General features: G+C 68.9%; 24 protein-coding genes. 15 read left to right on the top strand and 9 right to left on the bottom strand.

Going from position 1 to position 23,441, the window contains the following annotated elements:
* Nucleotides 1-43 precede the first annotated feature (43 nt).
* The 4 genes from U5918_RS09540 to U5918_RS09525 all read right to left on the bottom strand — a co-directional run bounded on the left by U5918_RS09540 (nucleotide 44) and on the right by U5918_RS09525 (nucleotide 2,764).
* On the bottom strand, nucleotides 44-451 hold the full coding sequence (locus U5918_RS09540; protein WP_336001118.1) for an acyl-CoA thioesterase: 408 nt from the start codon (nucleotides 449-451) through the stop codon (nucleotides 44-46).
* Nucleotides 452-544: 93 nt separating this feature from the next.
* Entirely contained in the window at nucleotides 545-1,639 is a 1,095-nt protein-coding gene (locus U5918_RS09535; protein ID WP_336001117.1) for a mandelate racemase/muconate lactonizing enzyme family protein, read from the bottom strand.
* Between the two features lie 82 nt (nucleotides 1,640-1,721).
* Nucleotides 1,722-2,012 carry a DUF424 domain-containing protein gene (locus tag U5918_RS09530; RefSeq protein WP_336001116.1) on the bottom strand — a complete coding sequence of 97 codons (291 nt, stop codon included), beginning with the start codon at nucleotides 2,010-2,012 and terminating at the stop codon, nucleotides 1,722-1,724.
* Entirely contained in the window at nucleotides 2,009-2,764 is a 756-nt protein-coding gene (locus U5918_RS09525; RefSeq protein WP_336001115.1) for a tetratricopeptide repeat protein, read from the bottom strand. The genes U5918_RS09530 and U5918_RS09525 overlap by 4 nt, the downstream gene beginning before the upstream one ends.
* 98 nt (nucleotides 2,765-2,862) lie before the next feature.
* On the opposite strand from U5918_RS09525, the gene thpR reads away from it, so the two are divergent.
* The 7 genes from thpR to U5918_RS09490 all read left to right on the top strand — a co-directional run bounded on the left by thpR (nucleotide 2,863) and on the right by U5918_RS09490 (nucleotide 8,871).
* Nucleotides 2,863-3,420 carry an RNA 2',3'-cyclic phosphodiesterase gene (thpR, locus tag U5918_RS09520; RefSeq protein ID WP_336001114.1) on the top strand — a complete coding sequence of 186 codons (558 nt, stop codon included), beginning with the start codon at nucleotides 2,863-2,865 and terminating at the stop codon, nucleotides 3,418-3,420.
* 110 nt (nucleotides 3,421-3,530) lie between these two features.
* Nucleotides 3,531-5,258 carry an alkaline phosphatase D family protein gene (locus tag U5918_RS09515; protein ID WP_336001113.1) on the top strand — a complete coding sequence of 576 codons (1,728 nt, stop codon included), beginning with the start codon at nucleotides 3,531-3,533 and terminating at the stop codon, nucleotides 5,256-5,258.
* Between the two features lie 74 nt (nucleotides 5,259-5,332).
* Nucleotides 5,333-6,145 (top strand): ZIP family metal transporter, encoded by an 813-nt coding sequence (locus U5918_RS09510; RefSeq protein ID WP_336001112.1) that lies wholly within the window; start codon nucleotides 5,333-5,335, stop codon nucleotides 6,143-6,145.
* A gap of 251 nt (nucleotides 6,146-6,396) precedes the next feature.
* Nucleotides 6,397-6,549 carry a 50S ribosomal protein L39e gene (locus tag U5918_RS09505; protein ID WP_336001111.1) on the top strand — a complete coding sequence of 51 codons (153 nt, stop codon included), beginning with the start codon at nucleotides 6,397-6,399 and terminating at the stop codon, nucleotides 6,547-6,549.
* Nucleotides 6,549-6,824, top strand: a complete 276-nt coding sequence (locus tag U5918_RS09500) for a 50S ribosomal protein L31e (protein ID WP_336001110.1) — start codon at nucleotides 6,549-6,551, stop codon at nucleotides 6,822-6,824. Before U5918_RS09505 ends, U5918_RS09500 begins: the two co-directional genes overlap by 1 nt.
* A 2-nt stretch (nucleotides 6,825-6,826) precedes the next feature.
* Nucleotides 6,827-7,489, top strand: coding sequence for a translation initiation factor IF-6 (locus U5918_RS09495; protein ID WP_336001109.1), 663 nt, complete (start codon nucleotides 6,827-6,829; stop codon nucleotides 7,487-7,489).
* Nucleotides 7,490-7,572: 83 nt separating this feature from the next.
* Nucleotides 7,573-8,871 (top strand): endonuclease/exonuclease/phosphatase family protein, encoded by a 1,299-nt coding sequence (locus U5918_RS09490; RefSeq protein WP_336001108.1) that lies wholly within the window; start codon nucleotides 7,573-7,575, stop codon nucleotides 8,869-8,871.
* Between the two features lie 22 nt (nucleotides 8,872-8,893).
* Here the strand turns inward: U5918_RS09490 and U5918_RS09485 are convergent, their stop codons facing one another.
* From U5918_RS09485 to U5918_RS09475, 3 genes are all read right to left on the bottom strand, one after another.
* On the bottom strand, nucleotides 8,894-9,937 hold the full coding sequence (locus tag U5918_RS09485; protein WP_336001107.1) for a Brp/Blh family beta-carotene 15,15'-dioxygenase: 1,044 nt from the start codon (nucleotides 9,935-9,937) through the stop codon (nucleotides 8,894-8,896).
* Nucleotides 9,938-9,939: 2 nt separating this feature from the next.
* Nucleotides 9,940-10,704 carry a lycopene cyclase domain-containing protein gene (locus U5918_RS09480; protein WP_336001106.1) on the bottom strand — a complete coding sequence of 255 codons (765 nt, stop codon included), beginning with the start codon at nucleotides 10,702-10,704 and terminating at the stop codon, nucleotides 9,940-9,942.
* Between the two features lie 131 nt (nucleotides 10,705-10,835).
* Nucleotides 10,836-11,567, bottom strand: a complete 732-nt coding sequence (locus U5918_RS09475; protein ID WP_336001105.1) for a bacteriorhodopsin — start codon at nucleotides 11,565-11,567, stop codon at nucleotides 10,836-10,838.
* A 445-nt stretch (nucleotides 11,568-12,012) separates the two neighbouring features.
* Here U5918_RS09475 and U5918_RS09470 point away from each other — a divergent pair, with 445 nt between their 5' ends.
* The 4 genes from U5918_RS09470 to U5918_RS09455 all read left to right on the top strand — a co-directional run bounded on the left by U5918_RS09470 (nucleotide 12,013) and on the right by U5918_RS09455 (nucleotide 15,368).
* Complete coding sequence (locus U5918_RS09470; RefSeq protein WP_336001104.1) at nucleotides 12,013-13,185, top strand: tRNA sulfurtransferase; 1,173 nt, start codon at nucleotides 12,013-12,015, stop codon at nucleotides 13,183-13,185.
* Between the two features lie 42 nt (nucleotides 13,186-13,227).
* Nucleotides 13,228-13,782, top strand: a complete 555-nt coding sequence (locus tag U5918_RS09465) for a DUF6735 family protein (protein WP_336001103.1) — start codon at nucleotides 13,228-13,230, stop codon at nucleotides 13,780-13,782.
* 129 nt (nucleotides 13,783-13,911) lie between these two features.
* The gene (gene nucS / locus U5918_RS09460; protein ID WP_336003312.1) at nucleotides 13,912-14,622 is read left to right on the top strand and encodes an endonuclease NucS; all 711 of its coding nucleotides are present in this window, start codon (nucleotides 13,912-13,914) and stop codon (nucleotides 14,620-14,622) included.
* A gap of 50 nt (nucleotides 14,623-14,672) precedes the next feature.
* The gene (locus tag U5918_RS09455; RefSeq protein WP_336001102.1) at nucleotides 14,673-15,368 is read left to right on the top strand and encodes a haloacid dehalogenase type II; all 696 of its coding nucleotides are present in this window, start codon (nucleotides 14,673-14,675) and stop codon (nucleotides 15,366-15,368) included.
* A gap of 3 nt (nucleotides 15,369-15,371) precedes the next feature.
* Here the strand turns inward: U5918_RS09455 and mutS are convergent, their stop codons facing one another.
* Nucleotides 15,372-18,041 carry a DNA mismatch repair protein MutS gene (gene mutS, locus U5918_RS09450; RefSeq protein WP_336001101.1) on the bottom strand — a complete coding sequence of 890 codons (2,670 nt, stop codon included), beginning with the start codon at nucleotides 18,039-18,041 and terminating at the stop codon, nucleotides 15,372-15,374.
* Between the two features lie 105 nt (nucleotides 18,042-18,146).
* Here mutS and mobA point away from each other — a divergent pair, with 105 nt between their 5' ends.
* From mobA to U5918_RS09430, 4 genes are all read left to right on the top strand, one after another.
* A complete protein-coding gene (gene mobA / locus U5918_RS09445; RefSeq protein WP_336001100.1) occupies nucleotides 18,147-18,752 on the top strand; it encodes a molybdenum cofactor guanylyltransferase in 606 nt (201 codons plus the stop codon).
* A 63-nt stretch (nucleotides 18,753-18,815) separates the two neighbouring features.
* Nucleotides 18,816-19,106 carry a UPF0175 family protein gene (locus U5918_RS09440; protein WP_336001099.1) on the top strand — a complete coding sequence of 97 codons (291 nt, stop codon included), beginning with the start codon at nucleotides 18,816-18,818 and terminating at the stop codon, nucleotides 19,104-19,106.
* Nucleotides 19,107-19,619: a PIN domain-containing protein gene (locus U5918_RS09435; RefSeq protein ID WP_336001098.1), complete on the top strand. Its 513-nt coding sequence runs from the start codon at nucleotides 19,107-19,109 to the stop codon at nucleotides 19,617-19,619.
* Between the two features lie 165 nt (nucleotides 19,620-19,784).
* Nucleotides 19,785-21,443 carry a class I adenylate-forming enzyme family protein gene (locus U5918_RS09430; protein ID WP_336001097.1) on the top strand — a complete coding sequence of 553 codons (1,659 nt, stop codon included), beginning with the start codon at nucleotides 19,785-19,787 and terminating at the stop codon, nucleotides 21,441-21,443.
* 36 nt (nucleotides 21,444-21,479) lie between these two features.
* Here U5918_RS09430 and U5918_RS09425 read toward each other — a convergent pair whose 3' ends face one another.
* Nucleotides 21,480-23,408, bottom strand: coding sequence for a PAS domain S-box protein (locus tag U5918_RS09425; RefSeq protein ID WP_336001096.1), 1,929 nt, complete (start codon nucleotides 23,406-23,408; stop codon nucleotides 21,480-21,482).
* Nucleotides 23,409-23,441: the final 33 nt, after the last annotated feature.

Raw genomic sequence — 23,441 nt, 5'->3', positions numbered from 1 at the left:
CGCGATCGGTTACGTCCGCCCGGCGAGGACGGGGTCGCGGCAGTCAGGCGAGTTCGGGTTCGAAGGCCTCGATGGCCGCGCGCCACTCCTCGGGAACGGCCCTGGGTGCCCCGTCGTCGTCCATCGCGACCATCGTCGTCTCGCCCGTCGCCGCGACGGTGTCGCCGTCCCGGACCTCGTAGGCCAGCGTCAGGCTCGACTCGCCGATGGCGCTGGTCCGGACGGCCACCTCGACACCCGCTTCGTCGTAGGTGACGGGGGCGTGGTAGTCGAGTTCGAGGTTGACCAGCACGAAGTTGCGCGTCCCGAGTTCCTCGTCGAAGGCCGTATCGAGGTACTCGCTGCGCGCTTCCTCCAGATACGTCGCGAAGACGGCGTTGTTGACGTGGTCCCAGGGATCGATGTCGCGATAGCGGATCGGGATCCTCGTCGTGAAGGCGAACTCACTCATCGCCTCGGGAGAACCCGCCGAGGCCCCTCTCACTTACGCTTCTCGTCGCCCCTGTGGCACGGTCACGAGTGCCGTGTGCCGGCCGCGCCGCGCTCACTCCAGCAGCGACTCGTCGATCTCGACGCCCAGCCCCGGCCCCTCCGGTGGGGTGACGACGCCGTCCTCGTGGTCGACGGTCTCGGTGAGCAGGAAGTCGCGCACGTCGGGCGTCCACGGGGGCTCCATCGGGAACTCGCACCACGGCGAGTCGTTGGCGGCCATGACGTGCAGGTTGGCGACGAATCCGATTCCGTTGGTCCATGTGTGGGGCACGTACTCCAGGCCGTGCTGGCGGGCCATCGCGGCCACCTCGTTCGCGCGCTTGATCCCCGTCGCCAGCGCGGCGTCGGGTTGCAGCACGTCCAGTGAACCCTGTTTCACGAACTCCCGGAAGTGGTGGATCCCGTCGTTGAACTCCCCGCCGGCGATCGGCACGTCCACCGCCTCCCGGAGGCGGGCGTACTGTTCGTAGTCGTGCCGCGGGAGCGGTTCTTCGAGCCAGCGGACGTTTCCGAGGTCCTCCAGTCCGCGGGCGAACTCCAGGGCCTCGCGGAACGACCACTGGCGCTCGTGTTCCATCACCCGGACGGCCCAGCCCTTGTTCGCGTCGACCATCAGCGGCAGATCCGGGTAGGCCTCCCGTACTTCCCGGACGATCTCGATGTGCCCCGGCTCGGTGACCCGGAGTTTGACGGCGCCGACGCCCGCCTCGAGCACGTCCTCGAGGTAGTCGATGCGCTCGTCGGCCGGCTTGACTTCCCCCGTCGAGGCGTAGATCGGGATCTCACTGCTCGTCCCGCCCAGAAGTTCGTAGATCGGTTTGCCGGCGTCCTTGCCGATGAGGTCCCACATCGCGATCTCGACGCCCCACGGGCGCGGGCCGACGAGGTTGATGCTGTCCAGTTTCCGGAGGATCCCCTCGACGTCGTGGGGATCCTCGCCGAGCAGGAAGTAGGAGAGGGGCTCGGAGAAGTCCATGCCGCCGGCGAAACTCGGCATCGCGCCGTAGCCGGTGTGGCCGGTGTCGGTCTCTATGGCGAACAGTTCGACTTCGTGGGTGCCCTGCGGGTAGCCGGGGATCCACGTCGGTTCGAAACTCCCCTCGGCCTGGTGTTCGAGGTGGTACTGGTCGACGCCGGTGATCTGCATGCCCGTCGGAGGACCCGGCGGGTACAAAAGCGTTCAGCCGGAGCGGAGAGGGGCGGGAAGTGGGCGGAGATCGAGGCGGGCGCTACATCCGCAACAGCTGGGCGTGGCGCGTCTCCCCCAGGTCGAGGACGTTACCCTCCTCGACGAAGCCGTGTTCGATGGCCACCTCGACGGCGTGGGTGCCGACGATGTTCGCGACCGCACAGCGGGCGAGGCTGTCGACGACCGCGTCCTCGTCGACCTCCTCGCCCTCGTAGAAGTCCGTCTCGACGGTGAGCGAGACGTCGCCGTTCTCGAAGGTCTCCCCGAGCACGTCGGGGTCACAGACCGAGACGAGCAGTCCCTCTTCGGTGTCGCGTTCGTTGAGGATCATTCGAGTTGCCGCTCTTGGTGCTGTTCGACGAGGTCGGATTCAGCCTCCTCGCGCATTGCCTCAGCCTCCTCGGCGACCTCCTCTGCCCTGTCGAACTCGCCCATCTCCTCGAGGGCGCGGGCCTTCTCTTCGAGGATGCGGGTGTTGCGGTGGCCCAGTCGGATCGCGTTGTCGAAGGCGTTCAGGGCGTCCTCGGCGAGGCCCCGTTCGAGGAGGAAGAAGCCGCGGTTGTACCAGGCTTCGGCGAAGCGCTCGTCGATCTCGACGGCGCGCTCGGCGTGTTCCAGGGCCTCCTCGGTGCGGCCGAACTCCCAGAGCGAGTAGGCCAGGTTCGTCTCGGCCGTGGCGGCGTGCTCGCTCGAATCGTCGATGTCGATGGCCTCCCTGTAGGCGCCGATGGCCATGTCGTACTCCTCGAGTTCGGCGTGGGCCGCGCCCTTGTTGACCCAGGCCTCCTGTTCGATGCGCTCGTCCTCGGAATAGCGGGCGACCCGCTCGAAGGCGTCGGCGGCCTGCTCGAAGCGGTTGATCTGCATGTACGACAGCGCCACGTCGAGCAGTTTCTCGGCGTCGACCTGGTCGCTCGCGAGGTTGCGCTCGTCGAGCATGTCCGCGAGCGCCCGCGAGTCCACGGGGTCGACCTGGTCGGGGTCGACGTCCAGTTCCGGCGGGTCGAGGTCGAACTCGTCGTACGGGTCCGAGAACCCCTGCCCCTCCGAGAACTCGTAGTCGTCGGGCTCTCTATCTGTCATACCACGGGATTGGACGGGCAGGCGGTTAAGGGCTACGTCCCCGACCGACCCGGCGCGCTCGGCGGTGGATTCAAGCGCCGGCCCGCGATACCACGACCATGGGAAAGCGCCTGTTCGTCAGCGTCGACCTCGACGGCCTCGGCGACGCCGTCGCGGCGGTGCAGGACCTGCTGTCGGACGCGTCCGGCCTCCGCGTCACCGACCCGGACCAGGCCCACGTCACCCTCTTCTTCCTCGGCGACACCGATCCGGACCGCGTCGACGCCGTCAGTGACGCGCTGGACGCCGCCGTGGCCGACGCCGGCGTCGACCCCTTCACCGCCGAGTTCGGCGGGCTCGGCGTGTTCCCCTCGCTGGACTACATCAGCGTGGTCTGGCTGGGCGTCGAGTCGGGAGGCGAGCAGTTGACCAGGCTGCACGAGGCCGTCGAACCCCGGCTGGTCGACCTGGGCTTCGAGCCGGACGACCACGAGTTCACGCCGCATGCCACCATCGCCCGGATGGACCACGCCGGCGGCAAGGAACTGGTCCAGGAGGCGGTCCGCGAGCGCGATCCGACCGCCGGGAGCCTGCGCGTCGAGGAGGTCCGCCTCACCGAGAGCGTCCTCGGTGAGGCGGGACCCGAGTATTCGACGATCGACCGGTTCGCGCTCTGAGGATCGGAGCCCGCCCGGCTGCTCGACTATTCGTCTCGGCAGACGGACACGTAAAAACACCCGTATATATCCTGTGATAGGTCGAAGGGGTGCGAGTGCGAGGCGCTCCCATGGGGGAGGGAGCGGGGAGAGACGAGACGGACAGGCGCGGGTTTCTGAAACGCGTGGGGTCGACGACGGCCGCCGGGGGGCTGGCAACGGCGCTCGCGGAGCGGGAGATCGCCGGCGCGGTGCGCGCGTCGACGGTCACCGACCGGAGCGTGTTCGCCGTGGACGCCGAGGCCGATCCCGCGGCGACGTATCCGCAGTCGATCGCCAGCGGCGGCCCGACACCGAGCGGGGTGATCCTCTGGACCCGAGTCGCACCAGCGGCGCACGTCGCCGACGAACCGCTGGGCGTGCAGGTGGCGACCGACGAGTCCTTCGAGAACGTGGTCTACGAGGGCACGGTCGCCCCCGACCGGCTCGATCCGGTCCACGACTACACGGTCCGGGTGGACCTCGACGGGGAACTGGCCGCGGACACCCGGTACCACTACCGGTTCGTCTACGACGGGACGGCCTCCCGGACGGGGCGGTGCCGGACGCTCCCGGCACCGGACGCCAGCCCGGACGAGGTCTCCGTTGCGGTCCTGACCTGCCAGGACTACCAGAACGGCTACTACGGCGCGTACCACCACGTCGCCGAGGAGGACGTCGACTTCGTCGTCCACCTGGGCGATTTCATCTACGAGTCGGCCGACGGCCAGTGGGTGCAGTCGCTCCGGGGGATCCGGGAGGGGCGGGAGCTGTCCCTGCCCAGCGGGGCCGATCTCGCGGAGACGCTGGCTGATTTCCGCTATCTCTACCGCCAGTATCGGGGCGACTCGCTCCTGCAGGAAGGACTGCGGAACCACACGGTGATCCACGGCTGGGACGACCACGAGATCGGTAACGACCGCTACTGGGACTCGGCGGCCGGCGCGCCCGTGCTGCCCGACAAGGAGCGGGGCGACGACCCCGAGTTCGCCACGACGGTCACCGCCGACGGCATCCAGGCTTGGATCGAGTACGTCCCGGCCAGAGTGGCGTACGACCCGTCGGCGTCGCACATCCACGAACAGTTACAGCTGTGGCGTGACCTCCAGTTCGGCGACCTGGTGGACCTCTCGGTCACCGACGAGCGCCTCTACCGCGACGGCCCGCCGTGTGACGGGGAGCGCCTGACGTTCTGCGACGAGGAGGAGGCGCCCGACCGGACGATGCTCGGGAGCGAGCAGAAGTCGTACTTCGAGGAGTGGATCCGCGGCTCGGAGGCGGTCTGGACGGTCTGGGCCAACGAGGTGATGACGATGCCGCTGACCGTCGGCGAGGACTGGTACTCGCTCGAACTGGTTCTCGACTCGTGGGACGGCTACCAGTACGAGCGCTGGGAGCTGCTGCAACTCCTCTCGGCGGCCGACCCGCGCAACTTCGTGACGCTGACCGGCGACCTGCACGCGTCGATGGCCGGCTACCTCATGGACGGGTACGGCCAGATCGACTGGCAATGGGGGTACGACCGGGTCGGCGTCGAGTTCATGACGCCGTCGGTCACCAGCCGCAAGCTCGTCTACTCGACCGATCTCCCGTCTGCGGTCGACGACGAACTCGTCGCGTCGCTCGTCGAGTCCCAGAACGACCACCTGGAGTTCGTCAACTGGCAACAGCACGGCTACGCCGTCGTCGAGTTCACGCGCGAGGACGCGACCTGTACGATCTACGCGGTCGACAAGGAGGTCGACGCCGCCGACGCCGAGCGGGAGGTCCTCGCCACCTACCGGACGCCCGACGGCGAGACGGAACTGGAGGAACTGTAGTCGGCCCGTCTAGGTCGCCCAAAAACAATCAGGTTAGTGACAATTCTTAAGACACGTAGCGCCCAAGCGGGATCATGGGCACGCTGGCGAATCTGACGCTGGTGTTCGTCGCGGGGCTGGTGACGGCGCTTGCCACGGGTCTGGGCGCGCTGCCCTTCTTCGTCATCGACGAGGTGAGCGACCGGCTGCAGGTCGTGCTCTGGGGGCTGGCGTCGGGGATCATGGTTTCGGCGTCGACGTTCGGGTTGATCCTCGAGGGCCTCTCGGAGGCCGAGGGGGCGGGCGATTACTGGTTGGTGGCCGGCGGGCTCGCGGCGGGGGTCGTCCTCGTCCTCGTCGCGAACCGGCTCATCTCGGACCACCACTTCGACCCGCAGGAGTACGAGGAAGCGGACTTCCAGAAACTGGTCCTGATCCTCGGCATTCTGACGGTCCACAGCTTTCCGGAGGGGGTCGCGGTCGGCGTGTCCTTCGCCGAGTTGAACCTCGCGGGCGGGTTCGCGTTCGGGCCCTTCGTCGTCCCGCTCCTGGCGGTGTTCATGACCGTCGCGATCTCGATCCACAACATCCCGGAGGGGCTGGCCATCTCCATCCCACTCAGGTCGATGGGCGTCTCCGAGCCAAAGATGGTCTGGTGGGCGGTGTTCTCGAGCCTTCCCCAGCCCATCGGCGCAGTGCTGGCCTTCTACTTCGTGCGGATCGCCCGGGAGTTCCTGCCTGCCGGGTTCGGGTTCGCCGCCGGCGCGATGATCTTCCTCGTCGTCACGGAGTTCATCCCGGAGGCCGTCGACCGCGGGCGCGGGCTCCCGGGGAAGGGCTACCGGGAACTGGCCGCCGGCCTTCTCGTCGGGTTCGCGGTGATGGTGCCGCTGGCGTTCCTTGGATGAAGGCAATTTGGTGCGGCGGCGGTTGCGGTCAAGTTATTGTACCGAGCGCGAGCGGAGTTCTCGTGAGCGAAGCGAACGGGAGCTTGGAAGACGAGCGAAGCGAGTCTTCCGGTGCGAGCGCTCGGCCTTTTTTGGTCCAGATTTTTTGGCGGGGGTCGAGCGCTCGCCTGTGGCGAGCGCGAGGCCCCCGTGAAAAAAGGTGGGTCGGAAAGAACACAAATTTAAGCGCCGACGGGGTAGAGGCTGGCACTATGGGTAAGAAGTCGAAGGCCAAGAAAAAGCGCCTCGCCAAGAAGGACCGCCAGAACGCCCGAATTCCGGCGTGGGTCATGCTGAAGACCGACCGCGACGTCCAGCGCAACCCCAAGCGCCGTAGCTGGCGCAACAGCGACACCGACGAATAATGAGCGCGAGTGATTTCGAGGAGCGGGTCGTCACCGTCCCGCTCCGAGACGTGAAGGCGGAACCGATCCACGAGCGCGCCGGCAAGGCGATGACGCTGATCCGCGAGCACCTCGCGAAGAACTTCAGCGTCGAGACGGACCAGGTCCGACTCGACCCCTCGATCAACGAGGACGTCTGGGAGCGCGGGCAGAAACGCCCCCCGAGCAAGCTCCGCGTTCGGGCCGCCCGCTTCGAGGAAGAGGGCGAGGCCGTCGTCGAAGCAGAGACGGCCTAGCTTTGCTCCGCGCGGCCTTCGCTGGTTCGGCGTACGTCGGCGTCTTCGCCAGAGCGACCGACGACTGCGTGCTCGTCAGACCCGACGTCGAGGACGACCTCCGCGACGCGCTGGCCGACGAACTCGAGGTGCCGGCCGTGCCGACCACCGTCGGGGGCTCGGGAACCGTCGGCGCGCTGGCGACCGGGAACGAGAACGGCCTGCTGGTCAGCGGCCGCGCCACCCAGCGCGAACGCGACCAGATCGAGGACGCCGTCGACCTGCCCGTCGCCGAACTGCCGGGGCGGATCACCGCCGCCGGCAACGTCGTCCTGGCCAACGACACCGGCGCGTACGTCCATCCGGACCTCTCGCGTGAGGCCGTCCAGGCGGTCGAGGACGCACTCGACGTGCCCGTCGAACGCGGCGCGCTGGCGGGCGTCCGCACGGTGGGGACCGCGGCGGTCGCGACCAACCGGGGCGTGCTCTGTCACCCGAAGTCGACCGACGAGGAACTGGACTTCCTCGAGGAGTTGCTGGACGTGCCCGCCGACATCGGGACGATCAACTACGGCGGTCCGCTCGTGGGCTCGGGCCTGCTGGCCAACGAGTCGGGCTACGTCGTCGGCGAGGACACGTCCGGCCCGGAACTGGGCCGCATCGAGGACGCGCTCGGCTACATCTGATTCTTCGGCGGCGCTAGACGCCGCCCCGCACGGTCGCACACTGACCCGTACATTGAGGTGTCACCGGCGGGAACCGTTCGGCGATGACACGTTCGACGGGCGCCGACACGTCACCGTCCCGACGGGCGGTGCTGGGGGGTCTCGCCGGTGCGACGGCTGCTGCGGTCGCGCCGACGACGGCGGCGGCCACCACTCAGGAAGCCGCGGCGACCGTGCTGACGCGGAACGTCTACCTCGGCGCCGACCTCTCCGGGCTGTTCGGGGTCCTGTCGCTCGACGGGCTCCGGACCGCCGTCGGCGACCTCCTCGCCGATCTGGATCCCGACCGGGTGGCCACCCGGGCCGACGCCGTCGCGGCGGAGATCGCGGCCACCGGCGCCGACGTCGTCGCGCTGCAGGAGGCCGCGGTCCTCCGCACCCAGCGGCCGGGCGATTTCGGCACCCAGGGGGCCGAACCGGCCGAGAACGTCGTCGTCGACGTCCTCGCCGAGATCGAGGCGGCCCTCGAAGACCGGGGGCTCGACTACGAGGTAGCGGCGGCGACGGTCACGACGGACGTGGAGCTCCCGGCCGAGACCGACGACGGACGCCCCGACGTCCGGCTCACGGACCGGGACGTCCTGCTGGTCCGTGACGGCGTGGCGGTCGAGGCGACGGAGACGGCCCGGTTCGAGGCGGCTCTCTCCTTCCCGCTACCCTGGGTCGAAGGCGGCCTCTCCCTCCAGCGCGGATACTGCCGGGCGGATCTGGCGATCGAGGGATCGTCCTTCACTGCCGTCTCGACGCATCTGGAGTCGATCGACGGGGACGTCCGCACCGAGCAGGCCGAGGAGCTTGTGGCGGCGCTACCCGCGGAGGGTCCCGTCGTCGTCGGCGGCGACTTCAACAGCGGGCCGGGCGGATCGACGGGTGCCTACGACCGCCTGACGGTTTCACTCACGGACGCCTACGCCGAGCGCAACCCCGACGGCGGTGGGTTCACCTGCTGTCAGGCGTCGGATCTCGGGAACGGCGAGTCGCGACTGGACCGGCGCATCGACGGGCTGCTCTACCGGGGTCCCCTCCGTCCGACGGGGGTCGAGCGCGTGGGCCACCGACCGGACGACCGGATCGCGTACGGGAGCGACGGGGAGACGAATCAGCTGTGGCCGTCGGACCACGCGGGCGTCGTCGGGACTTTCGAACTGGACGTCGAGACGGGCACGAGCACGCCAGCCGGAACGCCGACGACGACGGCGGCTTCCGGCGCGGAGACGGCCGGCGAAGCCACCACGGACGCGATGGCGACTGCGTCGACACCGCGAACCGGGGCCGGACTCGGCGTCCTGGCGGCGCTCGCCGGCATCGCAGGCGGGCTCGCCGGACGGCTCCGCCGGGAGTGAGTCACGAGCCGGGGAGCGCCGGTCAGCTCAGCACCGACTGCTCGCGGTCCATGACCGTCACCACGACGACGTGCGGGAGCGTCAGCGCCGCGATCAGGACGAGGTAGAGCCCGAGCCAGCCGAGCAGGTCCGCGGGGGGATTCGGGACGAGCAGCGCGAACCCGGCGAGCAGCGCGAGCGCGCCGATGGTCAAAGGCGTCGCGTCTCTCGCGAACTGGACCACTCCCGGCCGGAGGCGCCCCCGAGCGAGCGCGGACGCGGAACCCGGTTCCACGGTGAGCAGTCTGGCGACGTGGCGAGCGGAGTGCCAGAGGCAGAAGTAGACGCCGACGGCCAGGAGCGGCGGGACGAGCGCGAAGAAGGCCACGAGCAACAGGACCTCGCCGGCGTCGACGGCCCACGCGGGTCGATCGTCGGTCCGGACGACTGCCAGCGCGAGATAGGCGATGAGGACGGCGGCGTAGGCGACGCCGAGGAGGAGTCGCGTTTCGGGGCGGAAGACCGCGGCGAGGCCGGCGACCGAGTCGGGGGCGAACAGCGAGACGAGCGCCGTCGCGACCCGGCGGTACCACTCCGGGAAGGCGAGCAGGGGGACGAGCATCGGCAGTCCGCCGCGGACGACGACCGCGAGCGCCCGCATCGGTCGTCCGTCGAGGTAATCGGCGTCGGTGAACGCGAGCAGCGAGTACAGGTCGCCCTGGCCCCAGTGCGCCCACGTCAGGAGGATGAAGGAGACGAACGCGACCGCGGGTGCCAGGAACCAGACGGCGGCGTAGGCCGCCCCGAGGACGCCGTAGAGGACGAACACGCGATTCATCGAGCGAAGGGTCGGGCGCTCGCCACGGACGCGCGGGAGCGCGAGGTGGTCGACGGCGCCGTGGGGTAGGCCCAGCACGAGGACGCTCGCGGCCAGCGGGACGTACTGGAGAATCGGCGGGACCGAGAGGCCGAGGGCGAAGGGAACGGTCAGTGCGACGACGGCGATCCACGAGGGTCGGAGGACGGCCCGAACGAGGGTCTCCCGGACGGCGGGATCGAGGTCGAGGGTGCCACTGGCGGGGGACACGGTCAGACCGGGACCTCGCGGTCCCAGCGCGCTCGGACGCGGTCCCAGCGGTCGGTCACCCACCAGAACAGGAGCAGGCCCTGGACGAGGAAGAGGTTCGTCAGCGCGAAGAAGAGGATCTCCTCGATCGGGAGGCCGAGCAGTGAGAGGCCGGTCATGTAGGCCGCGTCGAAGGTCCAGATCCCGAGTTCGATCGCGATCCGATCCGCGGCACAGAGGTAGAGGGTGGGGACCCCGACGCCCAGCGCGAGCGTGCGCCGGCGCTCCCAGAGGACGGGCCAGCCGAAGGCCCACTGGATGGCGAGGACCGGACTGGCCCACAGCAGCAGGGTCCCGAGGTAGTAGGTCGACTCGCCGAGGAACGCGAGCCCGAGCGCTGCCACGACTCCCCCGCCGAGGAGTCCGAGGGCCCGCTGTCCGAGGCCGATCCCGAACTCGCGGTCGCTCGCGGTGGGGAGCCGCGCCAGCCAGAGTCCAGTCAGGAGCGGCTGGAGGACGAAGAAGAGGTACTCCTCGATCGGCGCGTGCCAGAGGCGGGTACTGACCGCGCCCGCGCCGTAGCTCCAGACGCCGGTGGCGATCAGGTGGTTGTCCCAGGGCGTGGTGTAGACGACGGCGATGACGGCGAGCAGCGTGACGCCGAGGGGGCCGGCGTAGGGTCGCTCCGCCGGGCCTGCGGCGAGCAACAGCGCCACCAGTGGCGGCAGGACGAACAGGAGGTGAAACTCCAGGTAGGTGAGCGCGGCGAGGACGACGCCGTCACTCATCCGGGATCGCCTCCGCGGGGACCTGGGCGCCGGATCGAATCATGCAGGGGGTATCCGGGGCGGCACGGTTAGGCGTTCGTGTGAGTTCGAAGGGCCGGTGTCGGGGACGAAAACCCGCAGTCGGTCGGGGCTCAGTCCGCCGCGACGGCCTCCGGTTCGCGGACCGTGGCCTGATCGAGGACGCTCCGGCTCCGGAGCAGGATGAAACCGAAGCCGACCTTGGCGGAGACGTCGAGCACCATGAACGCGGCCGTCTCCCAGTACAGCGGGACGAGGCCGAGGCCCTCGGTGCCGACGAGCCACACGATCGGGTAGGCCGTCCAGAGCACGATCACCACGTTCCTGAGGGTCCCGAACAGGTTGCCCACGTCACCGGGCCGGTTTGCCGCCTGCCCGGTCAGGCGGCTGACCAGCACGACCAGGAGGACCAGGAAGAAGCCGGTGCTGATGCCCCACCAGGCGATCCGCAGTCCCGGGCTGGCGGTGGTCAACGCGGCGACGAGGCCGGTGACGATCATCCCGACGTCGAGCCCGACGAGCGTCCAGATGGTGTTCCGATCGGCGCCGGCCAGAAGCGCCAGGTCGAGCAACAACAGCGGGGTCGTGAACAGCCAGTCGGCGTAGCGGGCCCAGTAGATGTCGAGGACCGCCCCGTCGACGACGACCTCCGTCAGTCCGAACCCCGTGGCCATCGAGAAGTACGAGACCGCGGCGATGGCCGGGACGAAGATGGTGATGATGTAGAACTCCTGTTGCTTCGACTCGTCCTCCGTCCACCCCATCGCGAGGAACGCCAAGGTTCCCAGAGCCATCAGTGCGGTACCGATCCACAGCCAGACGCTCTCCGGACCTGGTTGTGCCATAGTACAATTCTTTCTTCGGCGACGACCGCTAAATCATCGGTGCCAAACCAGTTGGTTATTGCCGCCTGGAGGCTCTCTATCCAGAGATATCGGGACTATCCGGCCCGGTACCGAACGGAAGAATCGACCGTCCGGTGACGAACGAATCGCCGACTTCTGGTCGACCGGCATGCAACTAGCAACCAATTGGGACGCACGCCGAACGGAACCTTGATCTGGCGATAGCGCCCGTTCGTGGCCGAATTTTGGAGGATTTGGGCGTTGGGGGTTGTAACACACGATGTGCGAGGGGGCACCTGGGCGGTGCTCGCGGCGCTCGCGTGGCCCCTCGTGTCCGGCGGGGTCCTCGGCGTCGTGGACACGGCGATGAGCCGGGCGCCTGTCGGAGCGACGGGCAGGCGGCCACGACAAAGGGGATTTAACCCCCTGTGCTCTCCCTGGGGGTATGGAGCCGCCGGGCGCGGACACCGTCGTCGTTCGCTACGGGGACATGAGCACGAAGAGCAGCCGCGTCCGCCGCGGGATGGAGGAGCGCCTCGTCGAGAACCTCGAAGCCCTGCTCGCCGACCGGGACGTCGAGGGGACCGTCGAGCGCCACCCGACCAGACCGCTCGTGCGGACCGAAGAGCCGGCGCGAGCGGCCGCCGTCGCCGCCGACGCCTTCGGGACTGTTTCGACCAGTCCGGCCCGCTCGCTCCCGCCCGAACCCGGGCCGGTGATCGACGCGATGGTCGAGACGGCACTCGAACACTACGACGGCGGGAGTTTCGCCGTCGACGCCCGCCGGGCCGGGGACACCTTCCCGATGGACAGCGAGGACCTCGGCCGCGAGGGCGGCCAGGCCATCTGGGACGCCGTCGAAGACGAGTTCGAACCCGAGGTCGACCTCGACGACCCCGACCTGCGGATCGGCGTCGAGGTCCGCGAGGACGAGGCCTTCCTGTACCTGGATTCGATCGCCGGCCCGGGCGGGCTTCCGCTCGGGAGTCAGCGGCCGGTCGTCGCCCTCGTCAGCGGCGGGATCGACTCTCCCGTCGCGGCCTACGAGATGATGCGGAAGGGCTGTCCCGTGCTCCCCGTCTACGTCGACCTCGGGGAGTACGGCGGCCAGGACCACCGCGCCCGCGCCGTCGAGACCGTCCGGACCCTCGGCGAGTACGCGCCCAACTACCGCGAACCCCTCCGGGTGGTACCGGGGGGCGAGACCGTCTCCCTGCTGGCCGAGACGATCGAACAGGGCCGGATGCTGGCCTTCCGCCGGTTCTGTCTCGCGGTGGCCGAGGAGGTCGCCTTCGACGCGGGGGCGGCCGGCATCGTCACCGGCGAGGCGGTGGGCCAGAAGTCCAGCCAGACCGCCCAGAACCTCAGCGTCACGGACCCGATCACCGACCTGCCGGTCTTCCGTCCGCTCGTGACCACGGACAAGAACGAGATCACGGAACGGGCCAAAGAGATCGGGACCTTCGACGACTCGACGATCCCCGCCGGGTGTAACCGGTTCGCGCCGGCCCAGGCCGAGACCAACGCCCGGCTGGACCGGTTGCGCGAACTCGAACCCGACGACCTCCGCGAGCGGGCCCGGGACGCCGTCGACCGGCTCGACCTGGTCGAGCCCTGAGCCTTTTGTCCCGGGACGGGACCAGCCCCGCCCGAGACAGACGTGGGACAGCGCGCACTCCTGGCCGTCGAACGAGCGACGGACAGATACGACCTCCACTACGCCCACTGGGGCGCACACGACTGGCAGCTAGCGTCGATCCTCGCGGACAGGCCCCCGAGCGACCGGCTCGACGTGGCCGCCCTCGCCCGACGGGCCGGGATCGACCCGACGCCCGTGGCGACGGGCAGTTCCTTCGCCGCCGTCGTGACCGACCATCTCGACTACCAGACCTACGACGCCTGCTACGTCGTCGACGCCGACGGGGCGCTCTCGACCTATCTCGTGGCCTGGTTCGGGCTCCCGGGCCACGACGCGGTCCGCCCCCGCGACGGCGCGCTCGTCGGCGTCGACCCCGGCCGCGTGGAACCCGACGGCGAGTTCCTCCGCGGCCGCGTCGCCGGCCTCAAGGCCGCGGTGCTGGCACTAGTCCGCGCCGATCGCCTCGTCGTTCCGGCGGGCCGCTCGCTCCTCGCGAGCGAAGTCCGAGCCTGGCGCGCCGAGGATCGAACCGTGCACCTCGGCCCCGACGCCGATCCAGAGGGATGGGCTCCCTGACTGGCCCCGTTCCCGACGCGCTTATCCGCCGGACGCGACTACGGGTCGGCAGTGAGCGAACAGGGAGCCGACGGGGCCGAAACGGTCGAGCGCGACGACGATGCGGCGCGTGCGGACGGCGTCACCGCTCTGGCGAGTCCGACGCCCGAGGAGGCACGCGAGGCCGTCGCCGCCGCCGTCGAGCGCGCGGACCTCGTCTCGGTGTTCGGCACCTGTACTGTGGAGTACGACGGCCGCGCGTCGAGCCACCTCGGGCCGGGCGACCGACTCGTCGTCTGCAAACCCGACGGGACGACGCTGGTCCACACCGAAGCGGGCCACCAGCCCGTGAACTGGCAACCGCCCGGCTGCGACCAGACCGCCCGCCTCGCGGACGGCCGCCTCGAACTCCACAGCGAGCGGGCGACCCCCGCCGAGGAACTGCTCGTCCGGTTCGAGGAGATCCTGCAGGTCACCGCCTACGACGTGACCGACGAGACGGATCTCTCCCTCGAAGGCACCGAGGAAGACCTCCGGGAGCGCGTCCTCGACGAGCCCGCCCTCGTCGAGTCCGGGTTCACGCCGCTGTCGACGGAACGAGAGACGCCCGCGGGCGCCGTGGACGTCTTCGGCGAGGACGCGATGGGTCGCCGGGTAGTCGTGGAACTCAAGCGACGTCGGGTGGGCCCCGACGCGGTTGGCCAACTGGGCCGGTACGTCGACGCGCTCGAACGCGACCTCCACGCCGACGCGGAGATCAGGGGCATCCTCGTCGCGCCCTCGGTGACCGACCGGGCGCGGCGACTGCTCGCCGAGCAAGGCATGGAGTTCGTCTCGCTGGAACCGAAGCCCGAGGAGTGAGATCGGCGCCCCCACGTTTTACGCTCGTTCCGACCGTTGGTCACACGACCATGCTCGACTCCGCCTTCGACCCCGAGCGCGTCACGACGATCACCGTCGACTCCTACGGGACGCTGGTGGACCCGTCCGCCGTCGAGGAGCGCCTCGCCGAGGCCGTGGAGGACCCCGAACCGGTCTCGAAGCTCTGGCGCTCGCGCTCGCTCATGTACACCATGGTCGGCAACTTCGTGGGCTACTACCAGCCCTTCTACGAGATGAACCGCGACGCCCTCGAGTACGCGCTCGCGGCCCACGGCGTCGATTGCCCGGCCGAGGAACGCGAGGAGATCCTCGCGGAGTACCACACCCTGAACGTCTACGACGACGTCCGCGACGGCATCGAGCGCCTGCTCGACGGCGGCTACGACGTGTACGTCGTCTCGAACGGCAACCCCGAGATGCTCGATTCCATGGTCGACCACGCCGAAATCGGCGACCTGATCGCCGACACGATCAGCGCGGACGAGGTCCGGACGTTCAAGCCCCACCCGGAGATCTACCGCCACGCCGCCGCCCGGACCGGGACGCCGATCGACGAGCTCTGCCACGTCGCCGGCCCCGCCTTCGACGTGCTCGGCGCGATGCACGCCGGCGCGCAGAGCGCCTGGCTGAACCGGGAGGGCGGCCCCTGGGAGTCGTTCGCCGAGGTCGACCCCGACCTCGCCGTCGACTCGTTCCACGACGTCGCCGAGGCCCTCGGGGTCTGAGGACTACTCCTCGATCCGTTCCTGGAGGTCCTGGAGCAGCGCCAGCGCGTCCATCGGCGTCGTCGTCGCCAGATTCTGCTCGCGGATGATCGTCGCGAGTTCGTTCTCGTCGGTGGACGCGTCGCCATCCGACCCCGTTTCCGCGTCGTTCGACGCCGCTGCGGTGGACTGACCGTTGCGCGTATTGTTGCCTTCGTGGGAATTAACTCCTTCGTAGGAACTATTTTCCTGATCGTGGGCGTCGAGCAACTCGCGGGAGCGATCCACCACCGTGTCGGGAACGCCGGACTCGCGTGCGACCTGGACGCCGTAGGAGGCTGCGGCCGGGCCCTGCCGGATCTCGTGGTCGAAGCTGACGGTCTGGCCGTCCTGTTCTGCCGAGAAGTGGCAGTTGAACGCGGCGGGGAGCGCCTCAGCGGTCGCAGTCAGTTCGTGGTGGTGGGTGGCGAAGAGGGTGCGCGCGCCGATCTCGTCGTGGACGTGCTCGGTGACGGCGCGTGCGATGGCCAGCCCGTCGGTGGTGCTGGTTCCCCGGCCCACCTCGTCCAGTAAGATCAGCGAGCGGTCGGTAGCGTTCTCCAGGATCTCGGCGAGCTCGGTCATCTCCACCATGAAGGTGGACTTCCCGCCGGCGATGTCGTCGCTGGCGCCGACGCGGGTGAACACGCGGTCGACCAGCGAGAGACGGGCGTCGGCCGCCGGCACGAAGCTCCCGGCCTGGGCCAGCAACTGGATCAGCGCCACTTGGCGCATGTACGTGGACTTCCCGCTCATGTTGGGGCCGGTGATGACGGCGAAAAAGGACTCGGCGTCCAGGTCGGCGTCGTTCGGGACGAACGAGGACTGGGTGCGCTCGACGACGGGGTGGCGACCGCCCTCGATCGCGGTTCGCTTCGGCTCGTCGACGATGGTCGGCCGGGCGTAGTCGTACTCGGCGGCGACGGTGGCGAAGGAGACGAGGACGTCCAGTCTGGCGAGCGTGTCCGCGAGCGCCTGGACGCGCTCGGACTCGGCGGCGACGGTGTCGCGGACCTCGCGGAACAGGTCGTACTCCAGGTCGTCGGCGCGCTGTTCGGCCTGGATGATCTCGTCCTCGCGGGCCTTCAGCTCCGGCGTGTAGAACCGTTCTGCGTTCTTCAGCGTCTGCCGTCGGGTGTAGTCGTCGGGCACCGCATCGAGGTTCGGGTTGGTCACCTCGATGTAGTAGCCGTGGACGGCGTTGTGCCCGACCTTCAGCGAGTCGATCCCGGTTCGCTCTCGCTCCGTTTCCTCCAGCGAGTCGATCCACGCCTTCCCGTCGCGTTCGGTCTCCCGGAGGTCGTCCAGCCGGTCGTCGTACCCCGCGGCGATCACGCCGCCCTCTGTGACCTCGATGGGCGGTTCGTCCCTGATGGCCCGGCCGATCAGGTCTCGGATCTCTCCCAGATCGTCGAGGTCGTCGCGGATCTCCCGGAGCGCGTCACACTGTGCCCCCTCCAGCGCGGCCTCGACCTCGGGGACCACGTCCAGCGTGTCTTTCAGCGAGCGCAGGTCGCGGGCGTTCGCTCGCGCCCGGGAGACTCTCGATATCAGTCGCTCGACGTCGTAGACGTCCCGCAATTGCTCGTGGAGGCGCTCGCGGGTCCGGACGTCCGCGGCGAGTTCGCCGACGGCGTCGTGGCGGGCCTCGATCCGGCCGCGCTCGATCAGGGGCCGCCGGAGCCAGTCCTTCAACTCGCGGCTCCCCAGCGCGCAGGCGGTCTCGTCGAGCACCTCGACGACCGTCGCCGCGGCGCGGCCGTGGATGGCCCGCCGGTCGAACAGCTCCAGACTATCCAGCGCGACCCGATCCAGCAGCAGGTACTCCCGCGGGTCGTACCGCGTGACGTGGTTGAGGTAGTCCAGCCGACCGCGCTCGCCCGCCGCGTCGTCGCCCTCACTCCCTCGCGTGTACTCGGCGTAGTCCAGCAGCGCGCCGCAGGCCCGGACCTCACAGTCCCCGGCCAGCACCGTCTCGGGATCGCCGAAGTACGAGGCCACCAGCTCGCGCGCATTCTCGCCCTCGAAGGCAGCTGTGTCGTGGGGCGTCACCATGCAGTCCGAATCGAAGGGCGCGGTCGGGGCGTCGGGGCCGACAACGGCCTCGGCGGGGGCGAAGCGGCCGAGTTCGTCCGCCAGCGCCGATTCGTCGGCGGTGCTCGTGACGAAGCAGTCGCCGGTGGAGACGTCGAGCAGGGCCAGGCCGAAGCGGTCGCCGTCGCGGGCCAGGCAGGCGACGAAGTTGTTGTCGTCGGTCCGCAGGAGTTCGTCCTCGGTCAGCGTGCCGGGCGTGACGATGCGGGTGACCGCGCGGTCGACGACGCCGGTGGCTTCGTCGGGGTCCTGCACCTGGTCGGCAACTGCGACGCGATAGCCGGCGTCCAGCAGCGTCTCGATGTAGCTCTCGGCGTTGTCGACGGGGATGCCGGCCATCGGGTACTCGCCGGTGGAGTCCTCGCGTTTGGTGAGCGTGATCTCACAGAGCCGGGAGACTCGTTCTGCGGCCTCGCAGAAGGCCTCGTAGAAGTCGCCGACCTGGAAGAGCACGAGCGAGTCCTCGTACTCGGTACAGAGCTCGAAGTACTGGGACAGCATCGGCGTCAGCTCGTCGGCCCGGGTCGCCAGCTTCTCGGGCGGGCCAAGCGCCGCGTCCATGGACGACCGCAACACCGCGGACGGCATATGCCCTCCGGATGGTCACCACGGGAGGGCCGTCCGTTCGGGGCGGGCTTCTTGTGAACCGGGTCCGTACCGCCGGCCATGCGAACGGGCGTGATCGTCGCCGGGGGCTACTCGACGCGGTTCGGTGAGGGGGACAAGGCCGTCGCCGACCTCGCGGGGACGCCGATGAGCCGCCGAGTCGCCGACCGCCTCGCGCCCGTGATCGACGACCTGGTCCTCAACTGCCGCCCCGAGCAGCGCCCGGCCATCGAGGACGCCCTGACGGGGTACGACCACCCCGTGACCGTCGCGGCGGACGACGAGCCCGATCGGGGGCCGATGACCGGCATCCTGACCGGGCTCCGGGCCGCCGAGTCCGAGTTCGCCGTCGTCGTGGCCTGCGACATGCCGTTCGTCGACCCCGCCCTCGTTCGTCGGCTGTTCGAGCGGGCGCGGGACCGGGACGCCGCCGTCCCGCGGGTCGACGGCCGGGACCAACCGCTCCAGGCGGTCTACCACGTCGACGCGACCGTCGCGGCCTGCGAGGCGGCGCTGGCCCGCGACCAGCGGGCGGTGTTCGCCGCCCTGAACGACCTCGACTGGGCCGTCGTCCAGGAGTCCGAGATCCGGGCGGTCGCCGGGCTCGACTCACTGCGGAACGTCAACACCCGTGAGGACCTGCGGTTGGCCGCCACGGAGCTCTGAGGCCACTCGCGGTGTTCTCGAATCGACGAAGGGTTTGTATACGATGCATACGATGTAAACACTATGGGAACGATCTCGGCACGGGTGCCCGACGAGCTAGAGGCCGAACTCGACGCGTATCTCGACGACGAGAACCTCGACCGGAGTACGGCCGTTCGTAAACTCCTCTCCGAGGGGCTCGACGAGTGGCGTCGCGAGCAGGCACTGGAGCAACTCGCAGCCGGGACCATCACGTTCAGTAAAGCGGCCGAGGTGGCCGGGATGTCCGTCTGGGACTTCGCCCGGCTCGCCGAGGAGCGCGATATCACCTGGGTCGCGGATGAGCACCTCGACGGGGATCTCGAGGCGCTGTGAATGTGGGTCTTCGACGCGACGCCGCTCATCTACCTCGCGAAAGTGGAGAGGCTCACGCTCGTCGAGCACCTCGACGAGTCCTGTGTGATTCCCGAGGGCGTCTACGAGGAAGTCGTCGCGACCGGTATCGAAGCGGGGTATCCCGACGCCCGTCGGATCGAGCGGAGCGTCGACGCCCACCACTTCGAGGTCGTGACCGTCGAGTCCACCTCGCTGGGAACGCGGCTCCAGCGGAACAGCAACCTCAGCGACGCCGACGTCGCCGTCCTCGCCTGTGCTGCCGCGAACGACGGCGTGGCGGTCATGGACGAGACGTACGGGCGCGACGTGGCTGCGGCCGAGGGGATCACCACCCGTGGAACGGCCTTTCTCGTCCTGAAACTCACGAAGCAGGGCGCGATCGACGTCGACGACGCAGGAACCGTGATCGATGGGATGATCGACGAAGGGTGGTACTGCGCACCTGACGTGTACACGAAGATCGTCCGGAAGCTCGAGACGCTCGCGGACTGAGGGACATCCGTCGACGGTTTTCCGCGCGAGATCCAGTCGTGGGTCGGCGGACGGGTCCGTACCGTCGCCGATGAATGCGGCGTGGACGCGGAGCGAAAGCCCTCGTCGAAACGGCTCCGAACTCAGCCCCCTCGCTTATAGTGTGTGAGATAGATGTTGCCACGCATGGAGTATCACGACGGTAACCGGCTCGCACACATGGGCGACCTGCCGGCGATGGCCGCCGACAGGTACGGGGAGAAGACGGCCTTCGTCTTCCAGGGACGGGAGACGAGTTTCGAGAGTCTGGAACGGGAGGCAAACCAGGTGGCGAACCTGCTGCTCGACAGCGGCGTCGACCCCGGCGACCGCGTCGGCCTGTTCGTCCCGAACACGCCGCGGTTCCCGAAGGCCTACTTCGGCGCGATCAAGGCGGGCGCCGTTCCGGTGCCGCTGAACCTCCGGATGGACCCCGAGACGCTCGCCTTCGTCGTCGACGACGCCGGCATCGACGTCCTCTTCGGCTCGCCCTTCCTGGCCGACGAGGTGAAGGAACTCGCCGCGGCGACGGCCGTCGAGACCACCTTCCTCCCAGGCGTCTCCGACGACGGGATCGTCAACTACTCCCACGCCATCGACGACTGCGAGGAGACGTTCGACCGCGAGGCGGCGGGCGTCGACCGGGAGTACGGCGACGTGGCCGTCCAGCCCTACACCAGCGGGACGACGGGCCGGCCGAAAGGGGTGATGCTCACCCACGAGAACCTGCTATCGACGATCGAGGCCTACGACAACGGCGGGCTGCCGCTGGACCCCGACGACACCTTCCTGCTCGTGCTTCCCCTGTTCCACATCTACGGCCTGAACGCCCTCATGGGATCGGGCCTCTACAGTGGCGCGAAGATGGTCCTGCTGGCCCGGCCCGAACCCGAGCCGATGCTCCAGGCCATCGAGGCCAACGACGTGACCAACTTCGCGGGCGTGCCGGCCATGTACACGATGATGTACCGGACCTACCGCGAGGATCCCGACGCCTGGGACCTCTCCTCGCTGGAGTCGGTCACCTGCGCGGCCGCGCCGCTGGCCGACGCGACCCGCCGCGAGATCATGGAGCGCTGGGACGTCCCGATGGTCGAGGGCTGGGGGATGACCGAGACCGGTCCCGCCGGCACGGTCGAGCCATCCCGGGGCGTGCGGAAGGGAGCCGGCTGCGTCGGCCCCGTACTGGACAACATCGACATCAAACTCGTCGACGCCGAGACGCGGGAGACGGTGCTGACGACCGATCAACTCGAACCGTTCCCCGACGAGTCGATCGACTTCGACGACGAGGACAGCGTCACGGGCGAGATAGCGATCCGCGGGCCGAACGTCTTCGAGGGCTACTACAACCGCCCGGAGAAGACCGACCAGGTGTTCGACGACGAGGGCTACTTCTACACCAAAGACATCGCCCGCGTCGACGCGGACGGCTACTTCTGGATCGTCGACCGCGCCGACGACATGATCATCGCCGGCGGGGAGAACGTCTACCCCGCCGAGGTCGAGGACGCCCTCTACGAACACCCCGACGTCGAGGAGGCCGCCGTCGTCGGCGCCGCCCACGAGGTCAAGGGCGAAGCGCCGGTGGCGTACGTGGTCCTCACCGAGGGCAGCGACGCGACCGAGCGCGAACTCCGGGAGTTCACGCTGGATTACGTCCCGACCTACGCCCACCCGCGACGGATCTTCTTCGTGGACGAACTCCCCCGCAGCGCCACCCAGAAGGTCCAGCGGTACAAGCTCGAGGAGGAGACCGACGAGCGCCTCGACGGCCCGCTGACCTCCGAGAACGAGGACCTCTAGGTCCGAAACGGCTCGAATCTCGCGCGGCTCCGGTTCTCACTCTGCTTTCGGGAGGTCGACGACGACGACCGTCCCGTCGGGTTCGTTGTCCTCGAGGCGCACGTCGCCACCGTACTCCGTGACGAGCTGGTCCACCAGATACAGGCCGAGGCCAGTCCCCTCACTCTCGAGGCCCCTGTTCGCCTTGCCGAACACCTCGGCCTTCCGCTCGTCGGGGATGCCGGGTCCGTTGTCGGCGATGGCGACCGCGACGTGATCGGCCTCGTCGCTGACCGAGACCGTCACCGTCGGGACCGGCTTGTCGTTGTGCTGGATCGCGTTTTTCAGCACGTTCCGGAACACCGACGAGAGCATCTCGTTGGCCGAGACGGTGACGTCGGGAATCTGCCCGTCGACGGTGATCGACGCCGCCCTGTTGATCTTCCGAACCTCTTCGAGCTGGGTCTCCAGGGCACTCCGGACGGGCAGGGGTCGACACTCGGCGTCCGCCTGCGACAGTACCTCCGCGAGGTCGCCCGCGGAGTGTGTCAGGTCGATGGCCGTCTCGGTGCTGGCGAGGACGTGATCGACGTACTCCCGTAACTCGTCGTCGACCTGCTCGGCGAGGACTTCGCTGTAGGCGAGAATCACCTGGAGGTCGTTCCGGATGTCGTGTCGGACCACCTGGTTCAACACTTCGAGGCTATCGCGGTGTTCTTCGAGTTCCTGTTCGTACTGCTTTCGCTCCCCGATGTCTTTGAAGATGCCGAGGTAGCCGATGAGCTCGCCGTCGGCCTCGACGCGGGTCGAGGAGAGGCTCACGTCGATCCGCTCGCCGTCTTTCGTGCGACGCACCGTGTCCACGAACAGGTCCGACTCCCCCCGATCCAGGCTGGTGACGAACGTCTCGAACTCCGTGCCCCGCTCGTCGGGGACGAACGGCGTGCGTTCGCCGACGATCTCCGCCTCGGTCCAGCCGAAGACGCGCTCGGCGCCGGGGTTCCACAGCGTGACCCGGCGGTCCTCGTCGAGCATGACGATCGGGTCGGGCGCGCTCTCGATCATCTCCTGGAGCATGTTCCGGGTCTCCAGGAGTTCCTGTTCGTCTGCCATTCTGTCCGTGACGTCCCGGGAGAAAATCGAGAGCCCGTCCGCGTCGGGATAGATGTCGACCTCGACCCAGTAGTCGTAGGGCGCTTCGACGTACTGCTCGAACGAGCGCGACTCCTGGCTCGCCATCGCGTCACGGTACTGGGTCTCGGCCGTGGTTTCGAGCAGTTCCGGGAACGCCTCCCAGAGGACCTCACCACACACCGCCGACGCCGATCGGCCAGTCCGTTCGGCCATCTGTTCGTTCCAGTAGGTGATCTTCCAGTCGGCGTCGACGGCGTAGTAGGCGTCCGAGATGCGCTCGGTCAGCGTCTCGTACTTCTGTTTGCTGGATCTGAGTTCCGCCCGCGTCTCGATCCTGTCGATAGCGGTCGCGAACGTCACTCCCAGTTCCGAGAGGAGGCGGGCTTCGGACTCGTCGAACGCGGCCGCCCTGTCGGAGTAGACGTTCAGCACGCCGTACTGCTGGTCGTCGCTAGCGATGGGGACGGCGGCGCTCGACTCGAACCCGCGGTCGAGTGCCTGCGCGCGCCACGGTTCGTACTCCGGATCGGACCGGATGTGCTGCATCGTCTGGATGGCGCCGGTCCTGACTGCCTTCGCCGTCGGGCCGCGCGGACCGGACGGGTCCTCGACGCTGAGAGAGATCTCGTCGAGATAGCCGTCCTCGATGCCGGCCGAGGCCCGCGAGACCACCGCGTCCGTTTCCGGATCGTGTTCGCCGATCCAGGCGAACACGTAGGGATCCGAATCGGCGAACGCCTCGCAGACGGCCGCCTCCAGTTCCGCTCGCGTCGCCGAATCGCAGATAGCCTGCTGCACCTTCCGAACGACCTCACTGACCTTGAGCTGTTCCGTTGCCGCCTCGCTGCCCATGCGCACCGGTCGTCGCTGCCGCAAATAACAGTG

Origin of the sequence: Halorientalis sp. LT38 (genome assembly GCF_037031225.1) — an archaeon.
GTDB lineage: Archaea > Halobacteriota > Halobacteria > Halobacteriales > Haloarculaceae > Halorientalis > Halorientalis halophila.
Note: the sequence above shows the minus strand (reverse complement) of the source record. Positions and strands in the feature narration are given on the sequence as shown.

Coding starts and splice junctions, on each gene's coding strand:
- U5918_RS09530 (WP_336001116.1), bottom strand. CDS start 2,012: ATGATCCTCAACGAACGCGACACCGAAGAGGGACTGCTCGTCTCGGTC.
- U5918_RS09455 (WP_336001102.1), top strand. CDS start 14,673: ATGCTCGACTCCGCCTTCGACCCCGAGCGCGTCACGACGATCACCGTC.
- U5918_RS09475 (WP_336001105.1), bottom strand. CDS start 11,567: ATGGCACAACCAGGTCCGGAGAGCGTCTGGCTGTGGATCGGTACCGCA.
- U5918_RS09525 (WP_336001115.1), bottom strand. CDS start 2,764: ATGACAGATAGAGAGCCCGACGACTACGAGTTCTCGGAGGGGCAGGGG.
- mutS (WP_336001101.1), bottom strand. CDS start 18,041: ATGGACGCGGCGCTTGGCCCGCCCGAGAAGCTGGCGACCCGGGCCGAC.
- U5918_RS09435 (WP_336001098.1), top strand. CDS start 19,107: ATGTGGGTCTTCGACGCGACGCCGCTCATCTACCTCGCGAAAGTGGAG.
- thpR (WP_336001114.1), top strand. CDS start 2,863: ATGGGAAAGCGCCTGTTCGTCAGCGTCGACCTCGACGGCCTCGGCGAC.
- mobA (WP_336001100.1), top strand. CDS start 18,147: ATGCGAACGGGCGTGATCGTCGCCGGGGGCTACTCGACGCGGTTCGGT.
- U5918_RS09470 (WP_336001104.1), top strand. CDS start 12,013: ATGGAGCCGCCGGGCGCGGACACCGTCGTCGTTCGCTACGGGGACATG.
- U5918_RS09440 (WP_336001099.1), top strand. CDS start 18,816: ATGGGAACGATCTCGGCACGGGTGCCCGACGAGCTAGAGGCCGAACTC.
- U5918_RS09535 (WP_336001117.1), bottom strand. CDS start 1,639: ATGCAGATCACCGGCGTCGACCAGTACCACCTCGAACACCAGGCCGAG.
- U5918_RS09505 (WP_336001111.1), top strand. CDS start 6,397: ATGGGTAAGAAGTCGAAGGCCAAGAAAAAGCGCCTCGCCAAGAAGGAC.
- U5918_RS09480 (WP_336001106.1), bottom strand. CDS start 10,704: ATGAGTGACGGCGTCGTCCTCGCCGCGCTCACCTACCTGGAGTTTCAC.
- U5918_RS09515 (WP_336001113.1), top strand. CDS start 3,531: ATGGGGGAGGGAGCGGGGAGAGACGAGACGGACAGGCGCGGGTTTCTG.
- U5918_RS09425 (WP_336001096.1), bottom strand. CDS start 23,408: ATGGGCAGCGAGGCGGCAACGGAACAGCTCAAGGTCAGTGAGGTCGTT.
- U5918_RS09430 (WP_336001097.1), top strand. CDS start 19,785: ATGGAGTATCACGACGGTAACCGGCTCGCACACATGGGCGACCTGCCG.
- U5918_RS09500 (WP_336001110.1), top strand. CDS start 6,549: ATGAGCGCGAGTGATTTCGAGGAGCGGGTCGTCACCGTCCCGCTCCGA.
- U5918_RS09510 (WP_336001112.1), top strand. CDS start 5,333: ATGGGCACGCTGGCGAATCTGACGCTGGTGTTCGTCGCGGGGCTGGTG.
- U5918_RS09540 (WP_336001118.1), bottom strand. CDS start 451: ATGAGTGAGTTCGCCTTCACGACGAGGATCCCGATCCGCTATCGCGAC.
- U5918_RS09490 (WP_336001108.1), top strand. CDS start 7,573: ATGACACGTTCGACGGGCGCCGACACGTCACCGTCCCGACGGGCGGTG.